This window comes from Xanthomonas hyacinthi, assembly GCF_009769165.1.
GTDB lineage: Bacteria > Pseudomonadota > Gammaproteobacteria > Xanthomonadales > Xanthomonadaceae > Xanthomonas_A > Xanthomonas_A hyacinthi.
The window spans coordinates 2,148,463-2,170,601 of record NZ_CP043476.1 but is presented as its reverse complement, the minus strand read 5'-3'; the positions used below and the strand labels follow the sequence as shown (position 1 = coordinate 2,170,601).

At 66.5% G+C, this 22,139-nt stretch carries 16 protein-coding genes, 1 pseudogene and 1 CRISPR repeat array; of the genes and pseudogenes, 12 read left to right on the top strand and 5 right to left on the bottom strand.

Going from position 1 to position 22,139, the window contains the following annotated elements:
* The first annotated feature begins 6 nt into the window (after window positions 1–6).
* The 3 genes and pseudogenes from csy3 (at window position 7) to FZ025_RS09765 (ending at window position 7,406) form a co-directional block, all read left to right on the top strand.
* Complete coding sequence (gene csy3, locus FZ025_RS09775) at window positions 7–1,056, top strand: type I-F CRISPR-associated protein Csy3 (protein ID WP_046978245.1); 1,050 nt, start codon at window positions 7–9, stop codon at window positions 1,054–1,056.
* Window positions 1,057–1,065: 9 nt separating this feature from the next.
* The gene (cas6f, locus tag FZ025_RS09770) at window positions 1,066–1,632 is read left to right on the top strand and encodes a type I-F CRISPR-associated endoribonuclease Cas6/Csy4 (protein ID WP_046978246.1); all 567 of its coding nucleotides are present in this window, start codon (window positions 1,066–1,068) and stop codon (window positions 1,630–1,632) included.
* Between the two features lie 130 nt (window positions 1,633–1,762).
* A CRISPR array of direct repeats spans window positions 1,763–6,352; the repeat unit is 28 nt; unit sequence GTTCACTGCCGCATAGGCAGCTCAGAAA.
* 96 nt (window positions 6,353–6,448) lie between these two features.
* Window positions 6,449–7,406 (top strand): annotated as a pseudogene (locus FZ025_RS09765) (IS1595 family transposase).
* A gap of 338 nt (window positions 7,407–7,744) precedes the next feature.
* Here the strand turns inward: FZ025_RS09765 and FZ025_RS09760 are convergent.
* The 3 genes from FZ025_RS09760 to FZ025_RS09750 all read right to left on the bottom strand — a co-directional run bounded on the left by FZ025_RS09760 (window position 7,745) and on the right by FZ025_RS09750 (window position 11,737).
* A complete protein-coding gene (locus FZ025_RS09760; protein WP_046981543.1) occupies window positions 7,745–8,584 on the bottom strand; it encodes a TSCPD domain-containing protein in 840 nt (279 codons plus the stop codon).
* An 86-nt stretch (window positions 8,585–8,670) separates the two neighbouring features.
* On the bottom strand, window positions 8,671–9,387 hold the full coding sequence (locus FZ025_RS09755; protein ID WP_104558986.1) for a hypothetical protein: 717 nt from the start codon (window positions 9,385–9,387) through the stop codon (window positions 8,671–8,673).
* 196 nt (window positions 9,388–9,583) lie between these two features.
* Window positions 9,584–11,737, bottom strand: coding sequence for an adenosylcobalamin-dependent ribonucleoside-diphosphate reductase (locus tag FZ025_RS09750; protein ID WP_046979701.1), 2,154 nt, complete (start codon window positions 11,735–11,737; stop codon window positions 9,584–9,586).
* Window positions 11,738–12,208: 471 nt separating this feature from the next.
* Here FZ025_RS09750 and FZ025_RS09745 point away from each other — a divergent pair, with 471 nt between their 5' ends.
* The 7 genes from FZ025_RS09745 to FZ025_RS09715 all read left to right on the top strand — a co-directional run bounded on the left by FZ025_RS09745 (window position 12,209) and on the right by FZ025_RS09715 (window position 18,732).
* Window positions 12,209–13,654: a Do family serine endopeptidase gene (locus tag FZ025_RS09745; protein WP_046979702.1), complete on the top strand. Its 1,446-nt coding sequence runs from the start codon at window positions 12,209–12,211 to the stop codon at window positions 13,652–13,654.
* Between the two features lie 260 nt (window positions 13,655–13,914).
* Entirely contained in the window at window positions 13,915–14,283 is a 369-nt protein-coding gene (locus FZ025_RS09740; protein WP_046979703.1) for a hypothetical protein, read from the top strand.
* A 5-nt stretch (window positions 14,284–14,288) separates the two neighbouring features.
* Entirely contained in the window at window positions 14,289–14,765 is a 477-nt protein-coding gene (locus tag FZ025_RS09735) for a hypothetical protein (RefSeq protein ID WP_046979704.1), read from the top strand.
* The gene (locus tag FZ025_RS09730; RefSeq protein WP_046979705.1) at window positions 14,762–15,217 is read left to right on the top strand and encodes a hypothetical protein; all 456 of its coding nucleotides are present in this window, start codon (window positions 14,762–14,764) and stop codon (window positions 15,215–15,217) included. The genes FZ025_RS09735 and FZ025_RS09730 overlap by 4 nt, the downstream gene beginning before the upstream one ends.
* A gap of 137 nt (window positions 15,218–15,354) precedes the next feature.
* Window positions 15,355–16,476, top strand: coding sequence for an AI-2E family transporter (locus tag FZ025_RS09725; protein WP_104558985.1), 1,122 nt, complete (start codon window positions 15,355–15,357; stop codon window positions 16,474–16,476).
* A gap of 110 nt (window positions 16,477–16,586) precedes the next feature.
* The gene (locus FZ025_RS09720) at window positions 16,587–17,321 is read left to right on the top strand and encodes an HAD family hydrolase (RefSeq protein WP_046979707.1); all 735 of its coding nucleotides are present in this window, start codon (window positions 16,587–16,589) and stop codon (window positions 17,319–17,321) included.
* Window positions 17,322–17,361: 40 nt separating this feature from the next.
* The gene (locus tag FZ025_RS09715) at window positions 17,362–18,732 is read left to right on the top strand and encodes a leucyl aminopeptidase family protein (RefSeq protein ID WP_046979708.1); all 1,371 of its coding nucleotides are present in this window, start codon (window positions 17,362–17,364) and stop codon (window positions 18,730–18,732) included.
* A gap of 248 nt (window positions 18,733–18,980) precedes the next feature.
* Here FZ025_RS09715 and FZ025_RS09710 read toward each other — a convergent pair whose 3' ends face one another.
* Together FZ025_RS09710 and FZ025_RS09705 are read right to left on the bottom strand one after the other, a co-directional pair.
* Window positions 18,981–19,727 (bottom strand): anti-sigma factor family protein, encoded by a 747-nt coding sequence (locus tag FZ025_RS09710; protein WP_046979709.1) that lies wholly within the window; start codon window positions 19,725–19,727, stop codon window positions 18,981–18,983.
* On the bottom strand, window positions 19,724–20,236 hold the full coding sequence (locus FZ025_RS09705) for an RNA polymerase sigma factor (protein WP_046979710.1): 513 nt from the start codon (window positions 20,234–20,236) through the stop codon (window positions 19,724–19,726). Before FZ025_RS09705 ends, FZ025_RS09710 begins: the two co-directional genes overlap by 4 nt.
* 178 nt (window positions 20,237–20,414) lie before the next feature.
* Between FZ025_RS09705 and FZ025_RS09700 the strand changes: the two genes are divergently transcribed.
* Both FZ025_RS09700 and FZ025_RS09695 read left to right on the top strand, forming a co-directional pair.
* Window positions 20,415–21,527 (top strand): catalase family peroxidase, encoded by a 1,113-nt coding sequence (locus FZ025_RS09700; protein ID WP_046979711.1) that lies wholly within the window; start codon window positions 20,415–20,417, stop codon window positions 21,525–21,527.
* Window positions 21,524–22,102, top strand: a complete 579-nt coding sequence (locus FZ025_RS09695) for a cytochrome b (RefSeq protein WP_046979712.1) — start codon at window positions 21,524–21,526, stop codon at window positions 22,100–22,102. Before FZ025_RS09700 ends, FZ025_RS09695 begins: the two co-directional genes overlap by 4 nt.
* Window positions 22,103–22,139: the final 37 nt, after the last annotated feature.

Genomic DNA, 22,139 nt, shown 5'->3' with positions numbered 1-22,139 from the left:
TCCATCATGGCCAACGACACCCTCAAGACCGCCTCCGTCCTCGCTTTCGAGCGCAAGCTCGATCCCTCCGACGCGCTGTTCTTCGCCGGCAGCTGGAACGGCCGCAGCGATGCCGGCAACTGGCAGCCGGTGAAGATCCGCGCGAAGTCCGTGCGCGGCACCATCTCCAACCGGCTCAAGGACAAGAGCAAGGAGCAGACCGACCCGGCCAAGCTCGATGCCGCCATCCAGAACCCCAACCTGCAGACCGTGGACGTGGCCGCGCTACCGCTGGAGGCCGATACGCTAAAAGTGCAGTTCACCTTGCGCGTCCTGGGCGGTGCAGGCGAGCCCTCGGCCTGCAACGACGGCGACTACCGCAAGAAGCTTCTCGCCACCGTCGGCGGCTATGCGCAGCAGCACGGCTTCGGCGAGCTGGCCCGGCGCTATGCCGCCAACCTGGCCAATGGCCGTTTCCTGTGGCGCAATCGGATCGGCGCCGAGCAGGTCGAAGTGCAGGTGGCTCACTTGCGTGACGGCGGTGCCGCCGCGCAGTGGAGCTTCCAGGCACACGACCACGCGCTGCGCACCCTGACCCCGCCGGCCGGCGAAACCGACGACCTGCACGCGCTGGCCGAATTGATCGCCGCCGGGTTGGCAGGCCGCTCGCACGTGCTGCTGCAAGTCACCGCCTTCGTCCGCCTTGGCGCCGGGCAGGAAGTATTCCCGTCGCAAGAACTGAACCTCAACCGGGAGCGCGGCGACAAGAGCAAGACGCTCTACGCGGTCGGCGAAGGCGACAAGGCCGTGGCGGCGATCCATTCGCAGAAGATCGGCAACGCCTTGCGCACCATCGACACCTGGTATCCCGGCGTGGACGAGAACGGCGCCATCGCCATCGAACCCTACGGATCGGTCACCACGCAGGGCAAGGCCTACCGTCAACCGAAGGAGAAGCTGGATTTCTACAACCTGCTCGACGCCTGGGTGATCAAGGACAAGGCACCGGACCTGGAACAGCAGCATTTCGTCATCGCCACGCTGATCCGTGGCGGCGTGTTCGGCGACGCAGGCTGAGGCGGCACGATGCAGCACTATCTCGATCTTCATCTCAGGCCCGACCCGGACATCGCCCCCCATCACCTCATGGGAGCCTTGTACGCACGCCTGCACCGAGGGTTGGTGGAATTGGGCACCTCGCACATAGGCGTCAGCTTCCCCGGCCACGATGACAAGGCGCCGAGCCTGGGTTCGCATCTGCGCCTGCACGGTACGGAGTCTGCATTGCAGGGATTGATGGCAACGTCCTGGCTCCAGGGCATGGGCGACCATCTGTCGATTTCCGGCATTGCCCTGGTGCCTGACGGAACCTCGCACCGACAGGTGACGCGTGTCCAGGCCAAGAGCAGCCCCGCGCGCCTTCGACGCCGCGCCATGCGGCGGCATGGTTGGGATGCCGACACCGCGGCCGAACGCCTCCCTGATGCGGCGGCCGAGCGACTTCGGCTTCCCTTCATCACGCTCGGTAGCCGAAGCACCGGCCAGGCGGCTTTTCCCTTGTTCATTCGGCATGGGCCAATGCTGCAGGAAGCCAGGCGAGGCCCGTTCAACAGCTATGGCCTTAGCCATGAGGCAACGGTTCCCTGGTTCTGACCCTATTTTAGCGCCCCAATAAAATATCCAAAAAATCAACCACTTAGATGCCATCCTCTCGAAAAGGGAGGATGGCTTTTTTAAGCTTGGTTTACTATTATTTTCAAGCACTTGGATGAATGCCGGTCTTGTTCACTGCCGCATAGGCAGCTCAGAAAAAAGGGCAGCGGCACGATGAGCCGCTGGCGGAGTTCACTGCCGCATAGGCAGCTCAGAAATGGTAGCGCAGGATGATTTCTATTCCGGCCGAGTTCACTGCCGCATAGGCAGCTCAGAAATGCTGCAGGCGCAGCACGTCCAGCACGCCCTCGTTCACTGCCGCATAGGCAGCTCAGAAAAATACCGGCGGCCTTGGCTGCCGCCGTCTGATGTTCACTGCCGCATAGGCAGCTCAGAAACTCGCCAGCTGCATTCCGCACGACCAGCCCATGTTCACTGCCGCATAGGCAGCTCAGAAAAGTTTGTTCGTCGTTTTCATTCTTGGCGAGGGGTTCACTGCCGCATAGGCAGCTCAGAAAACGTAGAGCTGCGCGTAGGTCTTGCCCTCCTTGTTCACTGCCGCATAGGCAGCTCAGAAACTGTCCGGATGCAGGAACACCAGGCCCACTAGGTTCACTGCCGCATAGGCAGCTCAGAAATCAGCGCGCAGGGCGGACAGGGCTTGTTCGTCGTTCACTGCCGCATAGGCAGCTCAGAAAACACCTATTGTCTGCGAGCAACGCGAAGCGGGGTTCACTGCCGCATAGGCAGCTCAGAAAACAAGATTGCACGAGGGGGGCGCGGCTCGGCCGTTCACTGCCGCATAGGCAGCTCAGAAAGATGCGCTGCGCTTCATCGCAGAACAAAACGAGTTCACTGCCGCATAGGCAGCTCAGAAAAGCTTGCGGCGATGGAGGACGACGACACGCTCGTTCACTGCCGCATAGGCAGCTCAGAAAAACCGCAGCTTGCTCATTCGGTCGTGCGCGCCGTTCACTGCCGCATAGGCAGCTCAGAAAACCGCAGCGGCGATCGACGCGCGCCGTTGCTCGTTCACTGCCGCATAGGCAGCTCAGAAAGGCTATCGCACCTGGAACTGGGCGGACATCCTGTTCACTGCCGCATAGGCAGCTCAGAAATCGATGAAGGCGTAGTCCGTCATCTCGCCAGGGTTCACTGCCGCATAGGCAGCTCAGAAACAGCCGACCCGCTGGCTATGCTGCCGAGAGACGTTCACTGCCGCATAGGCAGCTCAGAAAACGCATCGTAGCAGAATGCCGCGTAGTCGCTCGTTCACTGCCGCATAGGCAGCTCAGAAAGCAAGGCAGCGCTGCGACGGGCCGCACCGGCGGTTCACTGCCGCATAGGCAGCTCAGAAACTAGCGGTATCGGGAATCAGCCCACGGCAGGGGTTCACTGCCGCATAGGCAGCTCAGAAACAGATCCGCGCGCAGTCCGAGCGTGCCGAGAAGTTCACTGCCGCATAGGCAGCTCAGAAACTGCCGCCACCGTTCAAAGTCGATGTGTGCGCAGTTCACTGCCGCATAGGCAGCTCAGAAATTTGCGATCCCGGTCAGCTCATTGAGCATCTTGTTCACTGCCGCATAGGCAGCTCAGAAAATTCGTTGTCCAGCAAGTTCCGCATTGCCGGGGTTCACTGCCGCATAGGCAGCTCAGAAAACTTGTAACGCAAGTGGCGCAACACTTTCAGCGTTCACTGCCGCATAGGCAGCTCAGAAACGGACGTGCTGGACCGGATTTCCGGCGTCGCCGTTCACTGCCGCATAGGCAGCTCAGAAATTATAGGCCAAGCCGTAGCGCAGGCGACCATCGTTCACTGCCGCATAGGCAGCTCAGAAACGCTGCCGATGAACTGCTGGCCGTAGGTCTGGGTTCACTGCCGCATAGGCAGCTCAGAAAGGAATACGGCACAAGCAGGCGTAAGGCGATGCGTTCACTGCCGCATAGGCAGCTCAGAAAATCGGCGGAATCCTTGGCGGAATTGGAAAGGCGTTCACTGCCGCATAGGCAGCTCAGAAACTCTTGGTGATGCCGGAGGTTTCCAGGGCCAGGTTCACTGCCGCATAGGCAGCTCAGAAAAGTACCTGGCAGCCCTGGACCGGGCGAAGAAGGTTCACTGCCGCATAGGCAGCTCAGAAATGCCTAACGCCGGCGGCGGGGTTGGAGGCGCAGTTCACTGCCGCATAGGCAGCTCAGAAACCTATGTAGGAAGGCAGGTCACGTTGCTATTTGTTCACTGCCGCATAGGCAGCTCAGAAATGTCTGATCTGAGCTTCCGGTGGTAGAGCTGGGTTCACTGCCGCATAGGCAGCTCAGAAAGCTTCGAGATCCGCGACATGATCGCTTGGGTCGTTCACTGCCGCATAGGCAGCTCAGAAATCGAGCAGAATGTCGTTCGCGTCGATCAACGGGTTCACTGCCGCATAGGCAGCTCAGAAAGTCGTGTCGCTGAGCAGCACGCGGCCCCAGCTGTTCACTGCCGCATAGGCAGCTCAGAAATAATGCCAGAAACCTTCACTTGGTGCGTCATCGTTCACTGCCGCATAGGCAGCTCAGAAACACGGCAATGCACCGGCCGCGATCCGCGCGTGGTTCACTGCCGCATAGGCAGCTCAGAAATGTGGCAGGCCTACCACGAGACGACCGACGCCGTTCACTGCCGCATAGGCAGCTCAGAAATACTTGGGCCACCTGATGGTGATTGCCTACACGTTCACTGCCGCATAGGCAGCTCAGAAATGCTCCGGCTCGTAGGCGGCCACGTCGGCCTCGTTCACTGCCGCATAGGCAGCTCAGAAATCGAGAGATCCACGCCATCCGATGTCCTGAATGTTCACTGCCGCATAGGCAGCTCAGAAATTCGTAAGATCGCCGTCGCGCAAGAATGCAGCGTTCACTGCCGCATAGGCAGCTCAGAAATGTTCGCCCGCGTCGGTGCTTATCACGTGTCCGTTCACTGCCGCATAGGCAGCTCAGAAAATGCAGTGCCGACCGTGGAACCAGCAAAACTGGTTCACTGCCGCATAGGCAGCTCAGAAACTCCGCCCTGGCGCCGGCCTCGTCGATATCCTGTTCACTGCCGCATAGGCAGCTTAGAAATTTTCCAGGTCGAGGTCATGCGCCGCGGTCAGGTTCACTGCCGCATAGGCAGCTCAGAAAGGCCGGGTGGCGCGTGACAATATTCCGAGATGGTTCACTGCCGCATAGGCAGCTCAGAAATACCGGACCGTGAAGGACTGGATGGACAGTCGGTTCACTGCCGCATAGGCAGCTCAGAAATGTAGGTGCGTGGTCTGCTCCGGCGTGTCGTAGTTCACTGCCGCATAGGCAGCTCAGAAACCCGTGTGCTTTGGGCCAGCGAAGGCCAAACCGTTCACTGCCGCATAGGCAGCTCAGAAAATCAAAGACGCCGAGAAGAAGGCGGATTGATGGTTCACTGCCGCATAGGCAGCTCAGAAAACATTGACTGGGCCGCCACCGGGGCCGGACAGGTTCACTGCCGCATAGGCAGCTCAGAAAATCGCGCGCTTGTTGTCGGTGCGCGGCATCACGTTCACTGCCGCATAGGCAGCTCAGAAAAGCACGGCGAAGGTCAGCAGGCCCAGCGACTGGTTCACTGCCGCATAGGCAGCTCAGAAAGATGGTAACGAGTATCGAGTCCAGTGGGCGGTGTTCACTGCCGCATAGGCAGCTCAGAAAATCCTGCGGATCGTTGGATTCGCACACGTCTCGTTCACTGCCGCATAGGCAGCTCAGAAAAGGCGGATCATCCGCCGGCGGTAGGCCGCGATGTTCACTGCCGCATAGGCAGCTCAGAAACGCAAGAGTGGGGATGCGACTGGTCGGAGAATGTTCACTGCCGCATAGGCAGCTCAGAAATACCTGTGTCGCTTGGTCACGCCTCCCGGCGGGTTCACTGCCGCATAGGCAGCTCAGAAATGGAAATCCGGCGATGTAGTCCTGGTCCTGAGTGTTCACTGCCGCATAGGCAGCTCAGAAAAACGCGTGGAGGCATCAGCAGTATTTTCTGCCGTTCACTGCCGCATAGGCAGCTCAGAAAACCCCGCAATCGGTCAGGGTGTAGTCCAGTAAGTTCACTGCCGCATAGGCAGCTCAGAAAAGCTTCCAGACGCTGATTCCGCTGCTGAAAGAGTTCACTGCCGCATAGGCAGCTCAGAAAACGCTGCCATACTTCTCGACTGGTGCCAGGGAGTTCACTGCCGCATAGGCAGCTCAGAAACATGGCCCGGGCGTCCACTTCTTCTCGGCGGCGTTCACTGCCGCATAGGCAGCTCAGAAATACCCCGGAAGTCTGATCGCATGTAGTGCGACGTTCACTGCCGCATAGGCAGCTCAGAAATACAAGGCATGGACTGTGATGCCGTCTGGCAAGTTCACTGCCGCATAGGCAGCTCAAAAAAAGACGCCGAGGAAACGGCAGCGACAGAAGACGTTCACTGCCGCATAGGCAGCTCAGAAAAGATCGCACGGGCCATTTGGCCGAACGGGGATGTTCACTGCCGCATAGGCAGCTCAGAAAATTGTCGGGGTTGTACTGCTTGGTCTCTGGCCGTTCACTGCTGCATAGGCAGCTCAGAAAGATGCCCAGCGCTGGGGCTTTCTAGACCTCGCGTTCACTGCCGCATAGGCAGCTCAGAAAATCCCCACACTGCGGAAACGACAGTCAGCCCCGTTCACTGCCGCATAGGCAGCTCAGAAATGGTTCCTGATTAGCCCTGACCTTCAGCCAGCAGTCGCAGGATCTGCGCTGGCGTGAGTTGATGCTGTCGTCACCTGAAGCCTACGAGGTGGCGTGATGAGCATCAATGCCGTGCAGTTCCAAGCTGGATTGTCGATGCCGGATTTTTTGGTGTCCTACGGCACTGAGGCCAAGTGCTACCGCGCGTTGTACAAGTGGCGGTGGCCGCAGGGATTTCGCTGTCCCTCCTGTGCCGGGCGGGCGCGGTCGCGTTTCAAGGGCAGTGCCGCGATCTATGACCAATGCAGCGCATGCCGGCATCAGACCAGTCTGATTGCAGGCACGATGTTTGCCGGCACCAAACTGCCGCTGCGCAGCTGGATGCTGGCCTTGCACCTGTTGACCTGGACCAAAACCAAGATGGCCGCGCTGGAGCTGATGCGTCATCTGGGGGTCAACTACACGACGGCTTGGCGGATGAAGCACAAGATCATGCAGGTCATGGCCGAGCGCGAAGCGACGCGGCAACTGTCTGGTTGTGTGCAGATCGACGATGCCTAGCGGCGAGCGCAACGGCGGCAAGGCCGGACGCGGGTCGGAAAACAAGCAGCCGTTCCTGATTGCGGTGCAAACCGATGCCACCTTCACCTCGCCGAGGTTTGTGGTGATCGAACCGGTGCGCAGCTTTGACAATGCCTCGCTCAAGGACTGGACGGTGCGTCGCCTGGCGCCCGAATGCGAGGTCCATACCGACGGACTGGCCTGCTTCCGTCGCCTGGAGGACGCCGGCCACGCCCACACCACGCGGGACACCGGTGGCGGGCGTGCCGCCACCGAAGCGGCCGGCGCCCGCTGGGTCAATGTGGTGCTTGGCAACCTCAAACGCGCCATCAGCGGCGTGTATCACGCCATCGCGCAAGGCAAATATGCAAGACGTTATCTGGCCGAGGCGGCCTACCGTTTCAATCGCCGATTCTGCCTGCGCGAGATGTTGCCACGACTCGCCACGGCGATGATGCGACGCAAACCCTGTCCAGAGCCGGTTCTGCGTGCGGCGAGCGATTTCCACAGCTGAGAGTCAGGGCTAATCAGGAATAAATATTGATTGGGAAGAGCTGATCTTCTCCTGTACGTTTCAGCCATTGAACGAGAATATTTACCCCGACACAATGAAAGCCACCGGCTTGTCGTGGCCCGATCTCCACCGTGATGGCACCCCACCCGCCAAAGCTATGTTCGACTTTGCCGAATGGCTCGTTGGCTCACTCATGCGCGAAAAAAAGGGGCTCCAAAGGAGCCCCTTTTACCAACATAGACCCTGTAGTGGCTTATGCTTATCGTTGTAGCATCTCATGTGTTTGGAGCTAGTAGCATCCACACACGTCCCTCATGGGGCAAGCTTTAGTCGTTCCTTCACCCGCACTTCGAATACCCACAATTCAAACAGGTAGCGCACCCGTCCATGATCACCAGGGCCTTGGTGTTGCATTTGTGGCACATCGTGGCCGACGGCGGGAAGCTCGCGCCGTCGCCGGTGACCGCAATGTCTTCTTCGTGGTCGGCGGTGGAGTCGGTGGTTGCCGGACCCTCATCCGCCCTTCGGGCACCTTCTCCCGTAGGAGAAGGCACGGCCGGCTTCACTTCAGTGTTTTTTTTTGAGCGCTCTTCGTACTGCTTGCGCTTTTCGTTGATCAGCGCGCGCTGGTGGTCGCTCATCTCCGGGTCGTGCAGCAGGCCGATCGACTTCATGTGCTCTTCGACGATGCTGCCCAGTTCGGCCACCAGCGAGGGCATGTACACGCCGCCGGCCTTGAAGTAGCCGCCCTTGGGGTCGAACACGGCCTTCATCTCGTCGACCAGGAAGGTGACGTCGCCGCCCTTGCGGAATACGGCGGACATGATGCGGGTCAGCGCCACGATCCACTGGAAGTGTTCCATGGACTTGGAGTTGACGAAGATCTCGAACGGGCGGCGCAGTTCGTGCTCGGTGCCGGCGTTGAGCACGATGTCGTTGAGGGTCACGTACATGGCGTGTTCCACCAACGGCGATTTGATCTTGTAGGTGCTGCCGATCAGCACGTCCGGGCGCTCGATGCGCTCGTGCATGTGGATGATGTTGTCCACCGGCACTTCGGCCTCGGCGGTGGCGCGGTCGATCGACGCGGCGGGCACGGGCAGTGCGGCGTCGCGCGCCTTGTCTTCGGCGGTGACAACGGCGTAGCCCTTGATTTTCTTGTCGATCTTGACGGCCATGATGCGTTCCTGAGGTGCGTGTCGTGTTGGGTGCGCGTCCCCCTGCCTCTCTCCCGCGTGCGGGAGAGAGGGTGCAGCTGGGACGGCTACTTCCTGGCGCGGGTGGCCGCGGCCTTCTTGCCGGCACTCTTGCGCACGGCGGTCTTCTTCACCGCGGCGGTCTTCTTGGCGACCTTGGCGGTGCTCTTCTTGGCGGCCTTGGCGACCTTCTTCACTGCCTTCTTGGCTGAGGTCTTCTTGACCGCGACGCTCTTCTTGACCGCGGTCTTCTTGGCGGCCAGCGACTTCCTGGCCACGGCCTTCTTCGCGGCGACCTTCTTGACCGCCTTCTTCGGCGCGGCCTTCTTCGCTACCGCCTTCTTGGCCGGCGCCTTCTTCACTGCGGCCTTCCTGGCGACGGCCTTCTTGGTCGCCGTCTTCTTGGTCGCGGTCTTGCCCGCGGCCCTCTTGGCGGTGACCTTCTTGGCGGTCTTCTTGCCGGCCTTCTTCAGCGCGGCGGCTTCGGACTGGGCGCTGGCCTTGGCCGCTTCCAGCTTCTTGCGCGCGTTGGCGACGGTCTTCTGCACCGACTTGCCGGCCTTCTCCGCGCGCTTGGCGACGGCCTTCTCGGCCTTCTTGACCGCCTTGCGGGTCTTGGCGACCTGGTCCTGCACGCGCTTCTGCACGTTCTCGGCGGTCTGCTTGACGCTGGCGACGGCGTCGCTGGCGGTGGCGGCGATCGCTTCGCCCACGTTGCTGGCGGTCTCTTTTACGTTTTCGGCGACTTGCGTCAGCGTCGCCGTCACACCATTACCGTTGCTCATAAAAAACCCTCCTCAGGGTGTCAGTGTTTATGTAACGCGGGCGATGCTATACCGATTGGCGTGAAGCGTGGAACCGGATGCGACGGCCATCGGCGCGCGGTAGGGAAGCGTTGGGGGGAAGGCGGCGTGCCGCCTCCCCGGGTTTCCCCACCGCCGCCGCTCCCCCCGCCAGCGCGAGGGAAGAAAACGCACGGCGTCAGAACTTGCCGTAATAGCCTTCTTTCAGCGCGTCGAACAGGTTGGCGGCGGTGTGCATCTCGCCGTCGTATTCGATCTGCTCGTTGCCCTTCACTTCCACCGCGCTGCCGTCTTCCAGTTCGAAGCGGTAGGTGGTGTTCTCCAGGTCCGCTTCCTTGACCAGCACGCCCTGGAAGGCGGCCGGGTTGAAGCGGAACGTGGTGCAGCCCTTCAAGCCCTGCTGGTGGGCGTAGCGGTAGATGTCCTTGAACTGCTCGTAGGGGTAGTCGGTGGGGACGTTGGCGGTCTTGGAGATGGAGCTGTCCACCCACTTCTGCGCGGCGGCCTGCACGTCCACGTGTTCCTTGGGGTGGATGTCGTCGGCGGAGATGAAGTAGTCCGGCAGCTGCGCGTCGGCGGCCTCGGCGAACGGCATCGCCTTGGGGTTGACCAGGTGGCGGTAGGCCAGCAGTTCGAAGGAGAACACGTCCACCTTCTCCTTGGACTTCTTGCCTTCGCGGATCACGTTGCGGCTGTAGTGATGGGCGAAGCTGGGCTCGATGCCGTTGGAGGCGTTGTTGGCCAGGCTCAGCGAGATGGTGCCGGTGGGGGCGATGGAGCTGTGGTGGGTGAAGCGCGCGCCCACGTCGGCCAGTTCGTTCACCAGCTCCGGCGCCACGTCGGCGATGCGCTGCATGTAGCGGCTGTATTTGGCGTGCAGCCGCTTGCCTTCGATCTGCTGGCCCACGCGCCAGCCGTCGCGCGCCATTTCCGGGCGCTGGCGCAGCATCGCCGCGGTGACCTCGAAGGTCTCCTGCATGATCGGCGCCGGGCCCTTTTCCTTGGCCAGGCTCAGCGCGGTTTCCCAGCCGGCCACGGCCATTTCGCGGGCGATGGCTTCGGTGAATTCGCAGGAGGCGGCGCTGCCGTACTTCATCTGCAGCATGGTCATGCTCGAGCCCAGGCCGAGGAAGCCCATGCCGTGGCGGCGCTTGCGCAGGATCTCGTCGCGCTGCTGCTGCAGCGGCAGGCCGTTGACCTCGACCACGTTGTCGAGCATGCGGGTGAACACGCGCACCACTTCCTTGTATTCCTCCCAGTCGAAGCGCGCCTGCGCGGTGAACGGGTCGCGCACGAAGTTGGTGAGGTTGATCGAGCCGAGCAGGCAGGCGCCGTACGGCGGCAGCGGCTGCTCGCCGCAGGGATTGGTGGCGCGGATGTTCTCGCACCACCAGTTGTTGTTCATCTCGTTGACGCGGTCGATCAGGATGAAGCCCGGCTCGGCGTAGTCGTAGGTGGAGACCATGATCATGTCCCACAGGTGGCGGGCGCGGATCTGCCCGTACACCTTGCACGCGACCAGGCCGTCGTCGCGCACGATGTAGTTGCTGTGGGTGGGCCAGTCGCGCCAGACCACGGCGGTGGCGCTGGTGAGGTCGATGTCGGCCTCTTCCTTGCGGTTGACCGGGAACACCAGCGGCCAGTCGGCGTCGGTCTCCACCGCCTGCATGAAGCCGTCGGTGATCAGCAGCGACAGGTTGAACTGGCGCAGGCGCCCGTCCTCGCGCTTGGCGCGGATGAAGTCCTTCACGTCCGGGTGCGATACGTCGAAGGTGCCCATCTGCGCGCCGCGGCGGCCGCCGGCCGAGGACACGGTGAAGCACATCTTGTCGAAGATATCCATGAACGACATCGGCCCGGAGGTGTAGGCGCCGGCGCCGGCCACGAACGCGCCGCGCGGGCGCAGCGTGCTGAATTCGTAGCCGATGCCGCAGCCGGCCTTGAGGGTCAGGCCGGCTTCGTGGACCTTCTCCAGGATGCCGTCCATCGAGTCGGTGACGGTGCCCGACACGGTGCAGTTGATGGTGCTGGTGGCCGGCTTGTGTTCCAGCGCGCCGGCGTTGGAGGTGATGCGCCCGGCCGGGATCGCGCCGCGGCGCAGCGCCCAGGCGAAACGCTCGAACCAGTAGGCGCGCTTTTCCTCGCTGGCCTCGGCGTCGGCCAGCGCACGCGCCACGCGCTGGTAGGTGCCGTCGACGTTGGCATCCAGCGGCTCGCCCTGCTTGGTCTTCAGGCGGTACTTCTTGTCCCAGATATCCTGCGACGCCGGCTGCATCGGGATGGGGTTCTGCTTGGACTCGGTCTGGACGACGTCCAGGCGCACCGTGCTCATTCTGTTGTGTTCTCCTTGAACCTGTCCCGATGGGACGGATGGGGATGGCCATCCGCCGTGTCTCTTATTTTGTATGCCGTTTGCGCTGCGCGACGGCCGCCGCCGCGGCGCGCGCGGCGCCACCCTTCGGCCGAATGGGAATGCGTAGGGCATTCGAGCGCCCGTTTCACGTTCACGCGATGCGTCACTGCGTGCGCTCCCTGGGGTATCGACCCCAGCGAAAACCCCAGTAGTTGGGTTGCTTGGACGTCTTACCGCTACATGTAGTGGCAAAACCAAGTGCTCACGCTAACCCTGGGCGGGCCTGCTGTCAACGCCGACACAGGGGCGTACGGCGCCGCCGTACGCCGCCTCAGATTTCGCCCGGGCCGGGCTTTCACTGCCGGTTAAACGCCGCGCGTTCATCTTGATTTATGCGCCCCGGCGCCCATCTGCCTTGCGTCTCCCGCCGCGTCATCCGGAACCCGACCCATGCGACCGCTGCCCACGCTGCTGACCCTGACCGCCGCCGCTGCCTTCGGCGGTTTCGCCGCCACCGCGATCAACGCGCACCTGGACAACCGCGCCGAGGCCGCGCCAACGCCCGCCGCGCCGGTGGCGCAGACGGTGGCCGGCAGCGCGGCCTTGCCGGCCTCGGTGGCCGGCCAGCCGCTGCCGTCGCTGGCGCCGATGCTGCAGCAGACCATGCCGGCGGTGGTCAGCATCAACACCAAGCAGGTGGTGCGGGTGCGCAATCCGTACTTCAACGACCCGTTCTTCCGCCGCCTGTTCCCGGACATCCCGCAGGAGCGGATCAACGAGTCGCTGGGTTCGGGCGTGATCATCGACGCCAAGAACGGCTACGTGCTGACCAACCACCACGTGGTGGAGAACGCCGACGACGTGCAGGTGACCCTGGCCGACGGGCGCAGCTTCAAGGCCGAGTTCATGGGTTCGGACGCGGACACCGACGTGGCGCTGATCCGGATCAAGGCCGACAGGCTCACCGAGATCCGCCTGGGCGACAGCAGCAAGCTGCGCGTGGGCGATTTCGTGGTGGCGATCGGCAACCCGTTCGGCTTCACCCAGACGGTGACCTCGGGCATCGTCTCGGCGATGGGCCGCAACGGCATCCGCGGCCTGGGCTACCAGAACTTCATCCAGACCGATGCCTCGATCAACCCGGGCAACTCCGGCGGCGCGCTGGTGGACCTGCACGGCGAGCTGGTCGGCATCAACACCGCCAGCTTCAACCCGCAGGGCAGCATGGCCGGCAACATCGGCCTGGGCCTGGCGATCCCGTCGAACCTGGCGCGGGCGGTGGTCGAGCAGTTGCTGAAGAACAACGGGGTGATGATCCGCGGCACCTTCGGCATCGAGACCCAGAACCTGACCGCGCAGATGGCGCAGGGCCTGGGCCTGGACGCGCCGCGCGGCGCGCTGGTGACGCGGGTGCTGACCGGCTCGGCCGCGGCCGGCGCGGGCCTGCAGCCCGGCGACGTGGTGGTCGGCGCCAACGGCGAGCGCCTGGACAGCGCCGAGGCGCTGCACAACTACGAAGGCCTGCAGCCGGTGGGCAGCACGGTGACGCTGGACCTGCGCCGCGACGGCAAGCCGCTGCAGATCAAGGCCACGCTGAAGGAGCAGCCACGCGCGGTGAGCGGCGAGTCGCTGGACCCGCGCCTGGGCGGCGCCAGCTTCACCGACCTGCCCGAATCGCTGCGCCAGTCCGGCATCAACGGGGTGCTGGTCGGGACCGTGGCGCGCGGCAGCCGTGCGGCGCGCAACGGCCTGGCCAGCGGCGACATCGTGATGGCCGCCTCCACCGGCGAATTCGCCGACCTGGCCAGCTTCCGCGCCAACTTCGCGCGCAAGCCGGCGCAGCTGGTGCTGCGCGTGGTGCGCGGCGGCGCGCAGGCGGATTTGTTGATGCAGTGAGGTGGACAGCGAGCGGTTCCGGGATCGGCCGGGCTTGCGGCTGCGTTCGTCGCGGCTGAAGCCGCTCCCACACAGACCCCGCATCTGCTCGGCGCGCGCGGCGCGCCTTGCAGTTCGCCATAATGCCGGTCCCCCAGGATGTACGCGCGCAGCCCGGACCTAACAAGCTCTACACCGCGTCGATGCTATTTCTCTGGATCGCGATCCGCGAACCGCCTGCCGTGCGCAGGTATGCCCCTACCACCGTCAGGAGACACGCGATGAATGCCAACCCCACCAATACCGAAAACCTCAAGGACAACCTCAGCGAAGCCGGGTCGCACCTGAAGTCGGCCGCCAGCTACGCCGGCGAAGCGATCAAGGGCGCCGCCGGTGCCGCAGGCGACGAGCTGAAGCTGGGCAAGGCCAATGTCAAGGCCGAGCTGTCCGACAGCGCGCTGTCCGGGCTGGCCGCTGCCGAGTTCGGCGGTGCCGCGGCGAAGGAGCAGGTCGATGTGCTGCTGGACAAGGGCCGCGATCTGATCGACAGCGCCGCCGAACTGATCCGCGAGCGCCCGCTGGCCTCGTTCGGCGTGGCCTTCGCCACCGGCTGGATCATCGCCAAGCTGGCGCGCAGCAGCGACAAGTAAGCCACGTGAGCGACGAGCAGGCCCGCGACGGCGCCGCCGCGCCCGATCCAGCAGAGGCCGAACGGCCCTCGCTGGAGCAATCGTTCCGCGAATTCGGCACGGCCGGCCGCGAGGGTCTGACCGCCACCCTGGAAGCCGGCCGCGCGCTGCGCAAGCTGGTGGTGGCGGACCTGGCGCTGGCGCGTGCGGCCATGGCCCGCGCGCTGGTGTGGCTGACCGTCGCAGTGGCGTTCGGCGCCTCGGCGTGGATGCTGCTGATGGGCGCGCTGATCGCGGTGCTGCAGCGGCTGGGGTGGTCGTGGCTGGCGTCGATTGCGGCGACCGCCGCGTTCAGCCTGGTGGTCACCGCGCTGGGCGCCTGGCAGGCGCTGCGCTATTTCGAGATGAGCAAGCTCGACGCCACCCGCCGCCAATTGGCGAAGCTGGGCATCGGCGGCGAGGACGAGGACAACGCCGCCGCGGCTGCCGAGGCCGGACGATGAAGCTGGATCAACTGCAGCACCGCATCGCCCGCGCCGAGACGGTGCTGGAAGGCCGCCAGCAGCACATGCAGAGGCAGTGGACCACGCTGCAGCGGGTCTGGCGCGATGGCTGGACGCCGCTGCGCATCGTCGCGGTGGGGCTGGGCGCCGGCTTCCTGGCCGGACGCGCGGAGCCGGCGGCGGCGATCGGCAAGCTCGGCGGTGCGCGCTGGCTGCGGATGCTCAGCGCGGTCTCCAGCCTGCTGACCGCAACCAAGGTCAAGGAAGCCTCCGACCAGGCCGAGCGCGCGGCGGACACCGCGCAGGACGCGGCCGAGGCGGCCGAGACACCAGCCGCGGCCGCTGCGGGCGTGCCGCGGCAGCAGCATGCGCCGGCCGCTGCGCCGTTCGATCCAGCGCCGCAGGCACCGCCGCGTGCGGCCGAAGCGGCCACCGAGGTGTCCGAACGCTGACGCCCCGCCGCGGCCGCCCCGCCGTCTTCATATCGCCCGGGCCAGGATCGGCCTACACTCCGCCTCCCCCCTTTCCGCGCCGAACGGTGCGCGTCCGCAGGACGCGTGCCGGGGCCACCTTACGCAGCGCAGGTCCGATGAGCACTCTCTCCGAATCCGTGGCCGACGCCGGCGACGTGGCAGCGCCGCCCGCGGACGCGCTGCCGCCGCCGCCCGCACCGCGCCCGCGCGGCCCGGTGTCGCTGGTGGTGCTGGCGACGCTGGCGGTGGGCTGCACCTTGTGGGCGGCGCAGGAGGTGATCCTGCCGATCCTGCTGGCCGCGTTCTTCGCCCTGGTCGGCAACCCGATCCTGCGCGGGCTGCAGCGGCTGTACGTGCCGCGCTTCCTCGGCGCGCTGCTGGTGCTGCTGTCGGGCATGGCGGTGGCCACGGCGCTGGCCATGCAGCTGGCCGGGCCGGCCGCCGAGTGGGTGCAGCAGGCGCCCGGGCAGATGCGCCACATCGCCACCCAGGTGCGCGACCTGACCAAGCCGATGCAGCAGGCCAACCAGGCCGCGGAGAATTTCGCGCGCGCCGCCGGCGGCGGCGACGGGCGCCGCGTGCAGGTGATCCGCACGCAGCTGGACGACCCGTACAAGGCGCTGGTGCGCACCCCGCGGCTGGCCGCCTCGGCGCTGGCGGTGGTGCTGCTGACGTTCTTCTTCATGGTGTTCGGCGAGAACCTGCAGCGGCATGCGATCGCGCTGCTGCCCAATCGCCAGCAGCAGAAATTCACCGCCGACATCCTGCGTTCGATCGAGCGCGAGGTGTCGCGCTACGTGCTGACCATCAGCGTCATCAACGCCCTGGTCGGGTTGATCTTCGCCGGCATCCTGGTGCTGCTGAAGATTCCGCTGCAGGAAGCGCTGCTGTGGGGCACGGTGGTGGCGCTGCTGAACTTCGCCCCGTACGTGGGCCCGCTGATCGGGGCGATGCTGATGCTGCTGATGGGCTTCGTGGAGTTCCGCGATCCGCTGAGCGCGGCGCTGCCGGCGATCCTGTACCTGGCGCTGCACATGCTCGAAGGCCAGGTGGTGACGCCGATCGTGCTCGGCCGGCGCATGGCGATCTCGCCGCTGATGCTGATCCTGGCGCTGATGCTGTTCGGCTGGCTGTGGGGCATGATCGGGCTGCTGCTGGCGGTGCCGCTGCTGGTGTGCATCAAGATGGTGCTGGCGCGGGTGGAAGGCATGCAGCGCTGGGCCAGGCTGCTGGAATGAGGCCGGGACGCGGGACTGGGGACCGGCGACTCGGAAAAGCGGTCGGCGCGGCGCCGGGGCCGGCGCACGTGTCTACTGTGGGCAGGAGCGGCGCTGCCGGTTGGCGTAAAATGCTGCAGGTGAGCTCTTTTCCTTCTTTCCCCGTTCGCGCGATCACGCTGGACCTGGACGACACGCTGTGGCCGTTCGCGCCGATCGGCGCGCGCATCGAGCGGGTGCTGCACGACTGGCTGCTGCAGCACAGTCCGCGCACCGCTGAGCGCTTCCCGATCGCGGCGATGCGCCAGCTGCGCGAGGAGGTGTTCGCCGCGCATCCGCACCTGGTCCACGACCTGAGCGAGATGCGGCGCCTGACCCTGCGCCGCGCGCTGCGCGACAGCGGCGCCGACGAGGCGCTGGTGGAGCCGGCGTTCGCGGTGTTCTATGCCGCACGCAACCAGGTGGAGTGCTATCCGGACAGCATCGCGGCGCTGCAGCGGATCGCCGCGCGGGTGCCGGTGGCGGCGCTGAGCAACGGCAACGCCGACCTGGCCACGATCGGCCTGGCGCCGCATTTCGCGTTCCAGCTCAACGCGCGCGAACACGGCGCGGCCAAGCCGGACCCGAGCATCTTCCACGCCGCCTGCACGCGCCTGGGCCTGCCCTGCGCGCAGGTGCTGCACGTCGGCGACCACATCGAGATGGACGTGGTCGGCGCGATGCAGGCCGGCCTGCGCGGCTGCTGGATCGACCGCGACGCGCAGGCCTGGCATCCGTCCACGCCGCCGGACCTGCACTTCGACACCCTCACCGGCCTGGCCGACTGGCTCGACGCCACCCAGCCGGCCGCCGGCGCGCGCGCGTGAGCGCCGCGCCGCCGGCCGCCCGCTCCCCAAGGACCCGCTGATGTCCCTGCCTTCCGGCTTCACCGACGATTCGACCCACGCGCTGCCGCTGTACGTGCTGGACCGCGAACACCTGGCCGAATGGCGCGCGGCGCAGGCGCCGGCCTGGGCGGCATGGCTGGATGCGCAGCAGTTCGTGGCCGCGCCCGGCACGGCGCTGCTGCTGCCGGGCGCCGACGGCGTGGCCGCGGCGGTGCTGGGCGTGGGCGACCGCGGCGATGCCTATGCCTACGCGCACGCACCGCTGGCGCTGCCGGCCGGCAGCAACTGGCGGCTGGCCGCCACCCTGAGCGAGGAAGAACAGGCCGCGCTGCAGCTGGGCTGGGGCCTGGGCAGCTACCGCTACACCCGCTACAAGCAGCCGACGCGCTTGCCGGCGCGGCTGCTGGCCACGCCGGATGCGGAAGTACGCGCTCTGCTGGAGGCCTGCGTGCGCGTGCGCGACTGGGTCACCACGCCTGCCGAAGACATGGGCCCGGACCAGCTGGAAGCCGCTGCGCGCGCGATCGCCGACGCGCACGGCGCGCAGTGCGAAAGCATCGTCGGCGAGGAGCTGCTGCTGCGCAACTTCCCGGCGATCCACGCGGTCGGCCGCGCCTCGCACCGCGCGCCGCGGCTGATCGTGCTGCGCTGGGGCGAGGACGCGCACCCGCACGTGGCGCTGGTCGGCAAGGGCGTGTGCTTCGACACCGGCGGCCTGGACCTGAAGCCGGCCGACGGCATGCGCCACATGAAGAAGGACATGGGCGGCGCCGCGCACGCGCTGGCGCTGGCCGGGCTGGTGATGGCGCAGCGGCTGCCGCTGCGGCTGACCGTGCTGCTCGCGGCAGTGGAGAACGCGGTGGGCCCGGACGCGTTCCGCCCCGGCGACGTCATCGCCACCCGCCAGGGCATCAGCGTGGAGATCGACAACACCGATGCCGAAGGCCGGCTGGTGCTGTGCGACGCGTTGACCTACGCCAGCGAACAGGCGCCGGACGCGATCCTGGATTTCGCCACGCTGACCGGCGCGGCGCGGGTCGCGCTGGGTCCGGACCTGCCAGCGCTGTTCTGCAACGACGACGCGCTGGCGCAGGCCTGGCTCGATGCCGGCGAACGCAGCCGCGATCCGGTGTGGCGCATGCCGCTGTGGCGCCCGTACCTGCGCTACCTGACCAGCTCGGTCGCCGACCTGGCCAATGCCGGCTCGCGCATGGCCGGCGCGGTGACCGCGGCGCTGTACCTGGAGCGCTTCGTACCGGCGCGGCAGGCCTGGGCGCACCTGGACGTATACGCCTGGAACGACAGCGACCGCCCCGGCCGCCCCGCCGGCGGCGAAGCGCTGGCGCTGCGCTCGGCCTACGCGATGCTGAAGGCGCGCTACGCCGGGTAGGGCTGGCGAGGTCGGAAGCGCCGCTGAGCGCACAAGCCTCCCTGTAGTAGGGGCTTCAGTCCCGACAGACAACCGAAACCGCCAGGGTTCCTGACTTCGTTCGTCGCGGCTGAAGCCGCTCCCACAGGGACGAGGTCGCGCTACGGACACCATTGCCCCGCTCTTTGTGGGAGGGACTTCCGTCCCGACGCTTTTCCCTGACGGCAGGCGCATCGCTTCGCTGCGCACGCGCCGCGTTGCGGTCGGCCTCAGCCCTGCCCGCGCAGCAGCGGGGCGATCTGGCGCATGCGGGTCTGCGTGGCCGGGCCGACCAGGGCGAAGGCGGTGTCGCCTTCGGACCAGTATTGCGCGAGCAGGCGGCCGTCGCGACGCTCGCCGTCGTGGATGCGGGCGCTGCGCGGACGCAGGTACAGGCCGATGCGCGCGCCGTCGGCGTCCTGGTAGACCAGCATCGCCGCGGCGCCCTCGGGGGTGGACAGCAGGCGCCCGCCGCGCAGCGCGAAACCCTGCGCCTGCAGGTCCGGCACCGCGCCGGCGGCGCCGAAATGGCGGCGCAGCCAGCCCTGCAAGGCCGCCCGCCGCGCCGGGTCGAATTCCAGCGGCTGCTCGCCGTCGGCGAACAGGCGGTAGGCAGCCACCGCGTCGGCCATCGGCAGGCGCTCGCTGCCGAGGCGGCTGTCGCGCAGCTGCCAGCCCAGGCCGATGCCCAGGCCCAGCATCAGCACGCCGCTGGCGGCCATGGCGGACAGCGTGCGCCGCCGCTGGCGCACGCGGCGGCGCAGCGCGGGCACGGTCAATGCGGCATTGGCCGGCATCGCCTCGGCGCCGGCCCAGGCCGCGCGCAGCGCGTCGGCGTCCTGCTTCCAGCCGGCCACGCGTGCGGCCTGCGCGGGATCGGCCTGCAGCCACGCCGCCACTTGCGCGCGCCGCGCCGGATCCAGGCGGCCATCGACATAGGCGTGCAGGGTATCGTCGTCGGGGCGCAGCACGGTCATTTGAGCACGCGCAAGGCAGGGCTGCCGCTGCGGCCTTCGCCGAGCCGGCGCAGTTTTTCGCGGGCGCGCGACAGCCGCGACATCACCGTGCCGATCGGCAGATCCAGCGCGGTGGCGGCGTCGCGATAGCTGAACCCCTCGACGCTGACCAGCAACAGCAGCGCGCGCTGTTCGACCGGCAGTTGTGCGAACGCGGCCAACAGCGCGCGGCCGTCGTGGACCTGTTCAGCGGACGGCGCCTGGGTCGGCTGCTGCGGCGCGAACAGGGCCAGCACCCGTTGCCAGCGCTGCGCGCGGCGGCGCACATCGACGAACTGCCGGTAGACGATGGCGAACAGCCACGGCTGCAGCGCATCGGCGTCGCGGCGCGTGGACCAGCGCCGCAGCGCGCGCTCCAGTGCGGCCTGCACCAGGTCGTCGGCACTGGCCGCATCGCCGCTCAGCGACTGGGCGAAACGCCGCAGCCGGGGCATCAGCGCACGCAGGGAATCGTCGTCGAGGTCGTGCATGGCAGGGGGCGTGTGGCAGCGCTCGGGAGGGGCAATCACGGGTAGGACGCACGGCGCGGCGGATTATTCCCTGGCTGCGCAGAAATCCTACGCCAGCAGCGAACACCTGCATGCGCCGGGAATACAACGCGGCGCCGGACGTCCCACTCCCAATCGCCGCCGCCACAGGAGTCGCCCCATGTCCCATCCCGATCCCACAGCACTGCCGCCGCCGCGCCCGCGCCCGCGGTCGTGGCTGGCGCTGGCCGCCATCGCCGCGATCGGCGCCGTGCTCGCCGCCGCCTTCGCCTGGAGCGCGGGCTGGCTGGGCGGGCCGCAGCGGCTGACCGCGCAGCGCATGACCGACGCCATCGAGGCCGGCGGCCCGCCGCATCCGGGCTTCCGCCGCGCGCACAGCAAGGGCCTGTGCGTGAGCGGCCATTTCGAGGGCAACGGCCAGGCGCGTGCGCTGTCCTCGGCGCGCGTGTTCACCCAGGCCGCGGTGCCGGTGCTGGGGCGCATGTCGATCGGCGGCGGCGATCCGCACGGCGCCGATGCCACGGCGCGGGTGCGCAGCATGGCGCTGCTGCTGCGCAGCGACGACGGCCAGCAATGGCGCACGGCGATGAACAGCTTCCCGTTCTTCGTGGTGGCCACGCCGGAAGGCTTCATGGCGCAGACCCTGGCCGCGCAGCCGGACCCGGCCACCGGCAAGCCGGATCCGGCGAAGCTGGCCGCGTTCGCGCAGCGCTATCCGGAAGCGAAGAAATTCCAGGAGTGGGCCAAGTCCGCGCCGTGGTCGGACAGTTGGGCCAACACCCAGTACAACGGGGTCAACAGCTTCCGCTTCATCGCCGCCGACGGCAGCAGCCGTTTCGTGCGCTGGTCGATGCGCCCGCAGACCGCGTTCAAGGAACTGTCCGCAGCGCAGCGCGCGCAGGCCGACGCCGACTTCCTTGGCGAGGACCTGCAGGCGCGGCTGGCGCGCGGTCCGCTGCGCTGGGACCTGGTGCTGACCGTGGCCGCGCCCGGCGATCCGGTGAACGATCCGTCGCAGCCCTGGCCGCAGGACCGGCAGCAGCTCGTCGCCGGCACCCTGGTGCTGGACCACGCCGAGCCGCAGGCCAGCGGCCCGTGCCGCGACCTCAACTACGACCCGTTGATCCTGCCGCGCGGCATCGCCGGTTCGGACGATCCGATCCTGGCCGCGCGCTCGGCGGTGTATTCGCAGTCGTTCAACCGCCGCGAGCGCGAGATCGGCCGCGGCCAGGCGCCCGCTGCCACCGGCCAGGCGCATGGAGGTGCGCAATGAGCCGCGCGAACGCCTCCGGGCATTTCAACCTGACCGCACGCGTGCTGCACTGGCTGATGGCGGCGATGATCCTGACCATGCTGTTCGTCGGCGTGGGCATGGTCGCCTCGGTATCGCAACGGCCGTGGCTGCTCGACCTGCACCGCCCGCTGGGCATCGCGATCCTGTTGTTGGCGATCGCGCGCCTGGGCAACCGCCTGCGCCAGCGGCCGCCGCCGCTGCCGGCGGACCTGCCGTGGTGGCAGAAGACGGCGGCGCACGCTTCGCACTGGCTGCTGTACGCGTTGATGCTGGCGATGCCGCTGCTCGGCTGGTCGATGCTGTCGGCCGGCGGCTATCCGGTCGCGCTGTGGCCCGGCGCGCAGCTGCCGCCGATCGCGCCGCACAGCCCGGCGCTGTACGCCTGGCTGCGCAGCGCGCATGGCTGGCTGGCGTACCTGCTGTTCGCCACGGTGCTGGGGCATCTGTGCGCGGCGTTGTTCCATGCCTGGGTGCGCCGCGATGGGGTGTTTTCGAGCATGGCGCGGGGTGCGGCGCCGATGGTGGAGCAGACGACGCGGCGAGAACAGGACTGAGGTTTTGCGCTGTGCCGATTGCGAGCTATCGGAACGG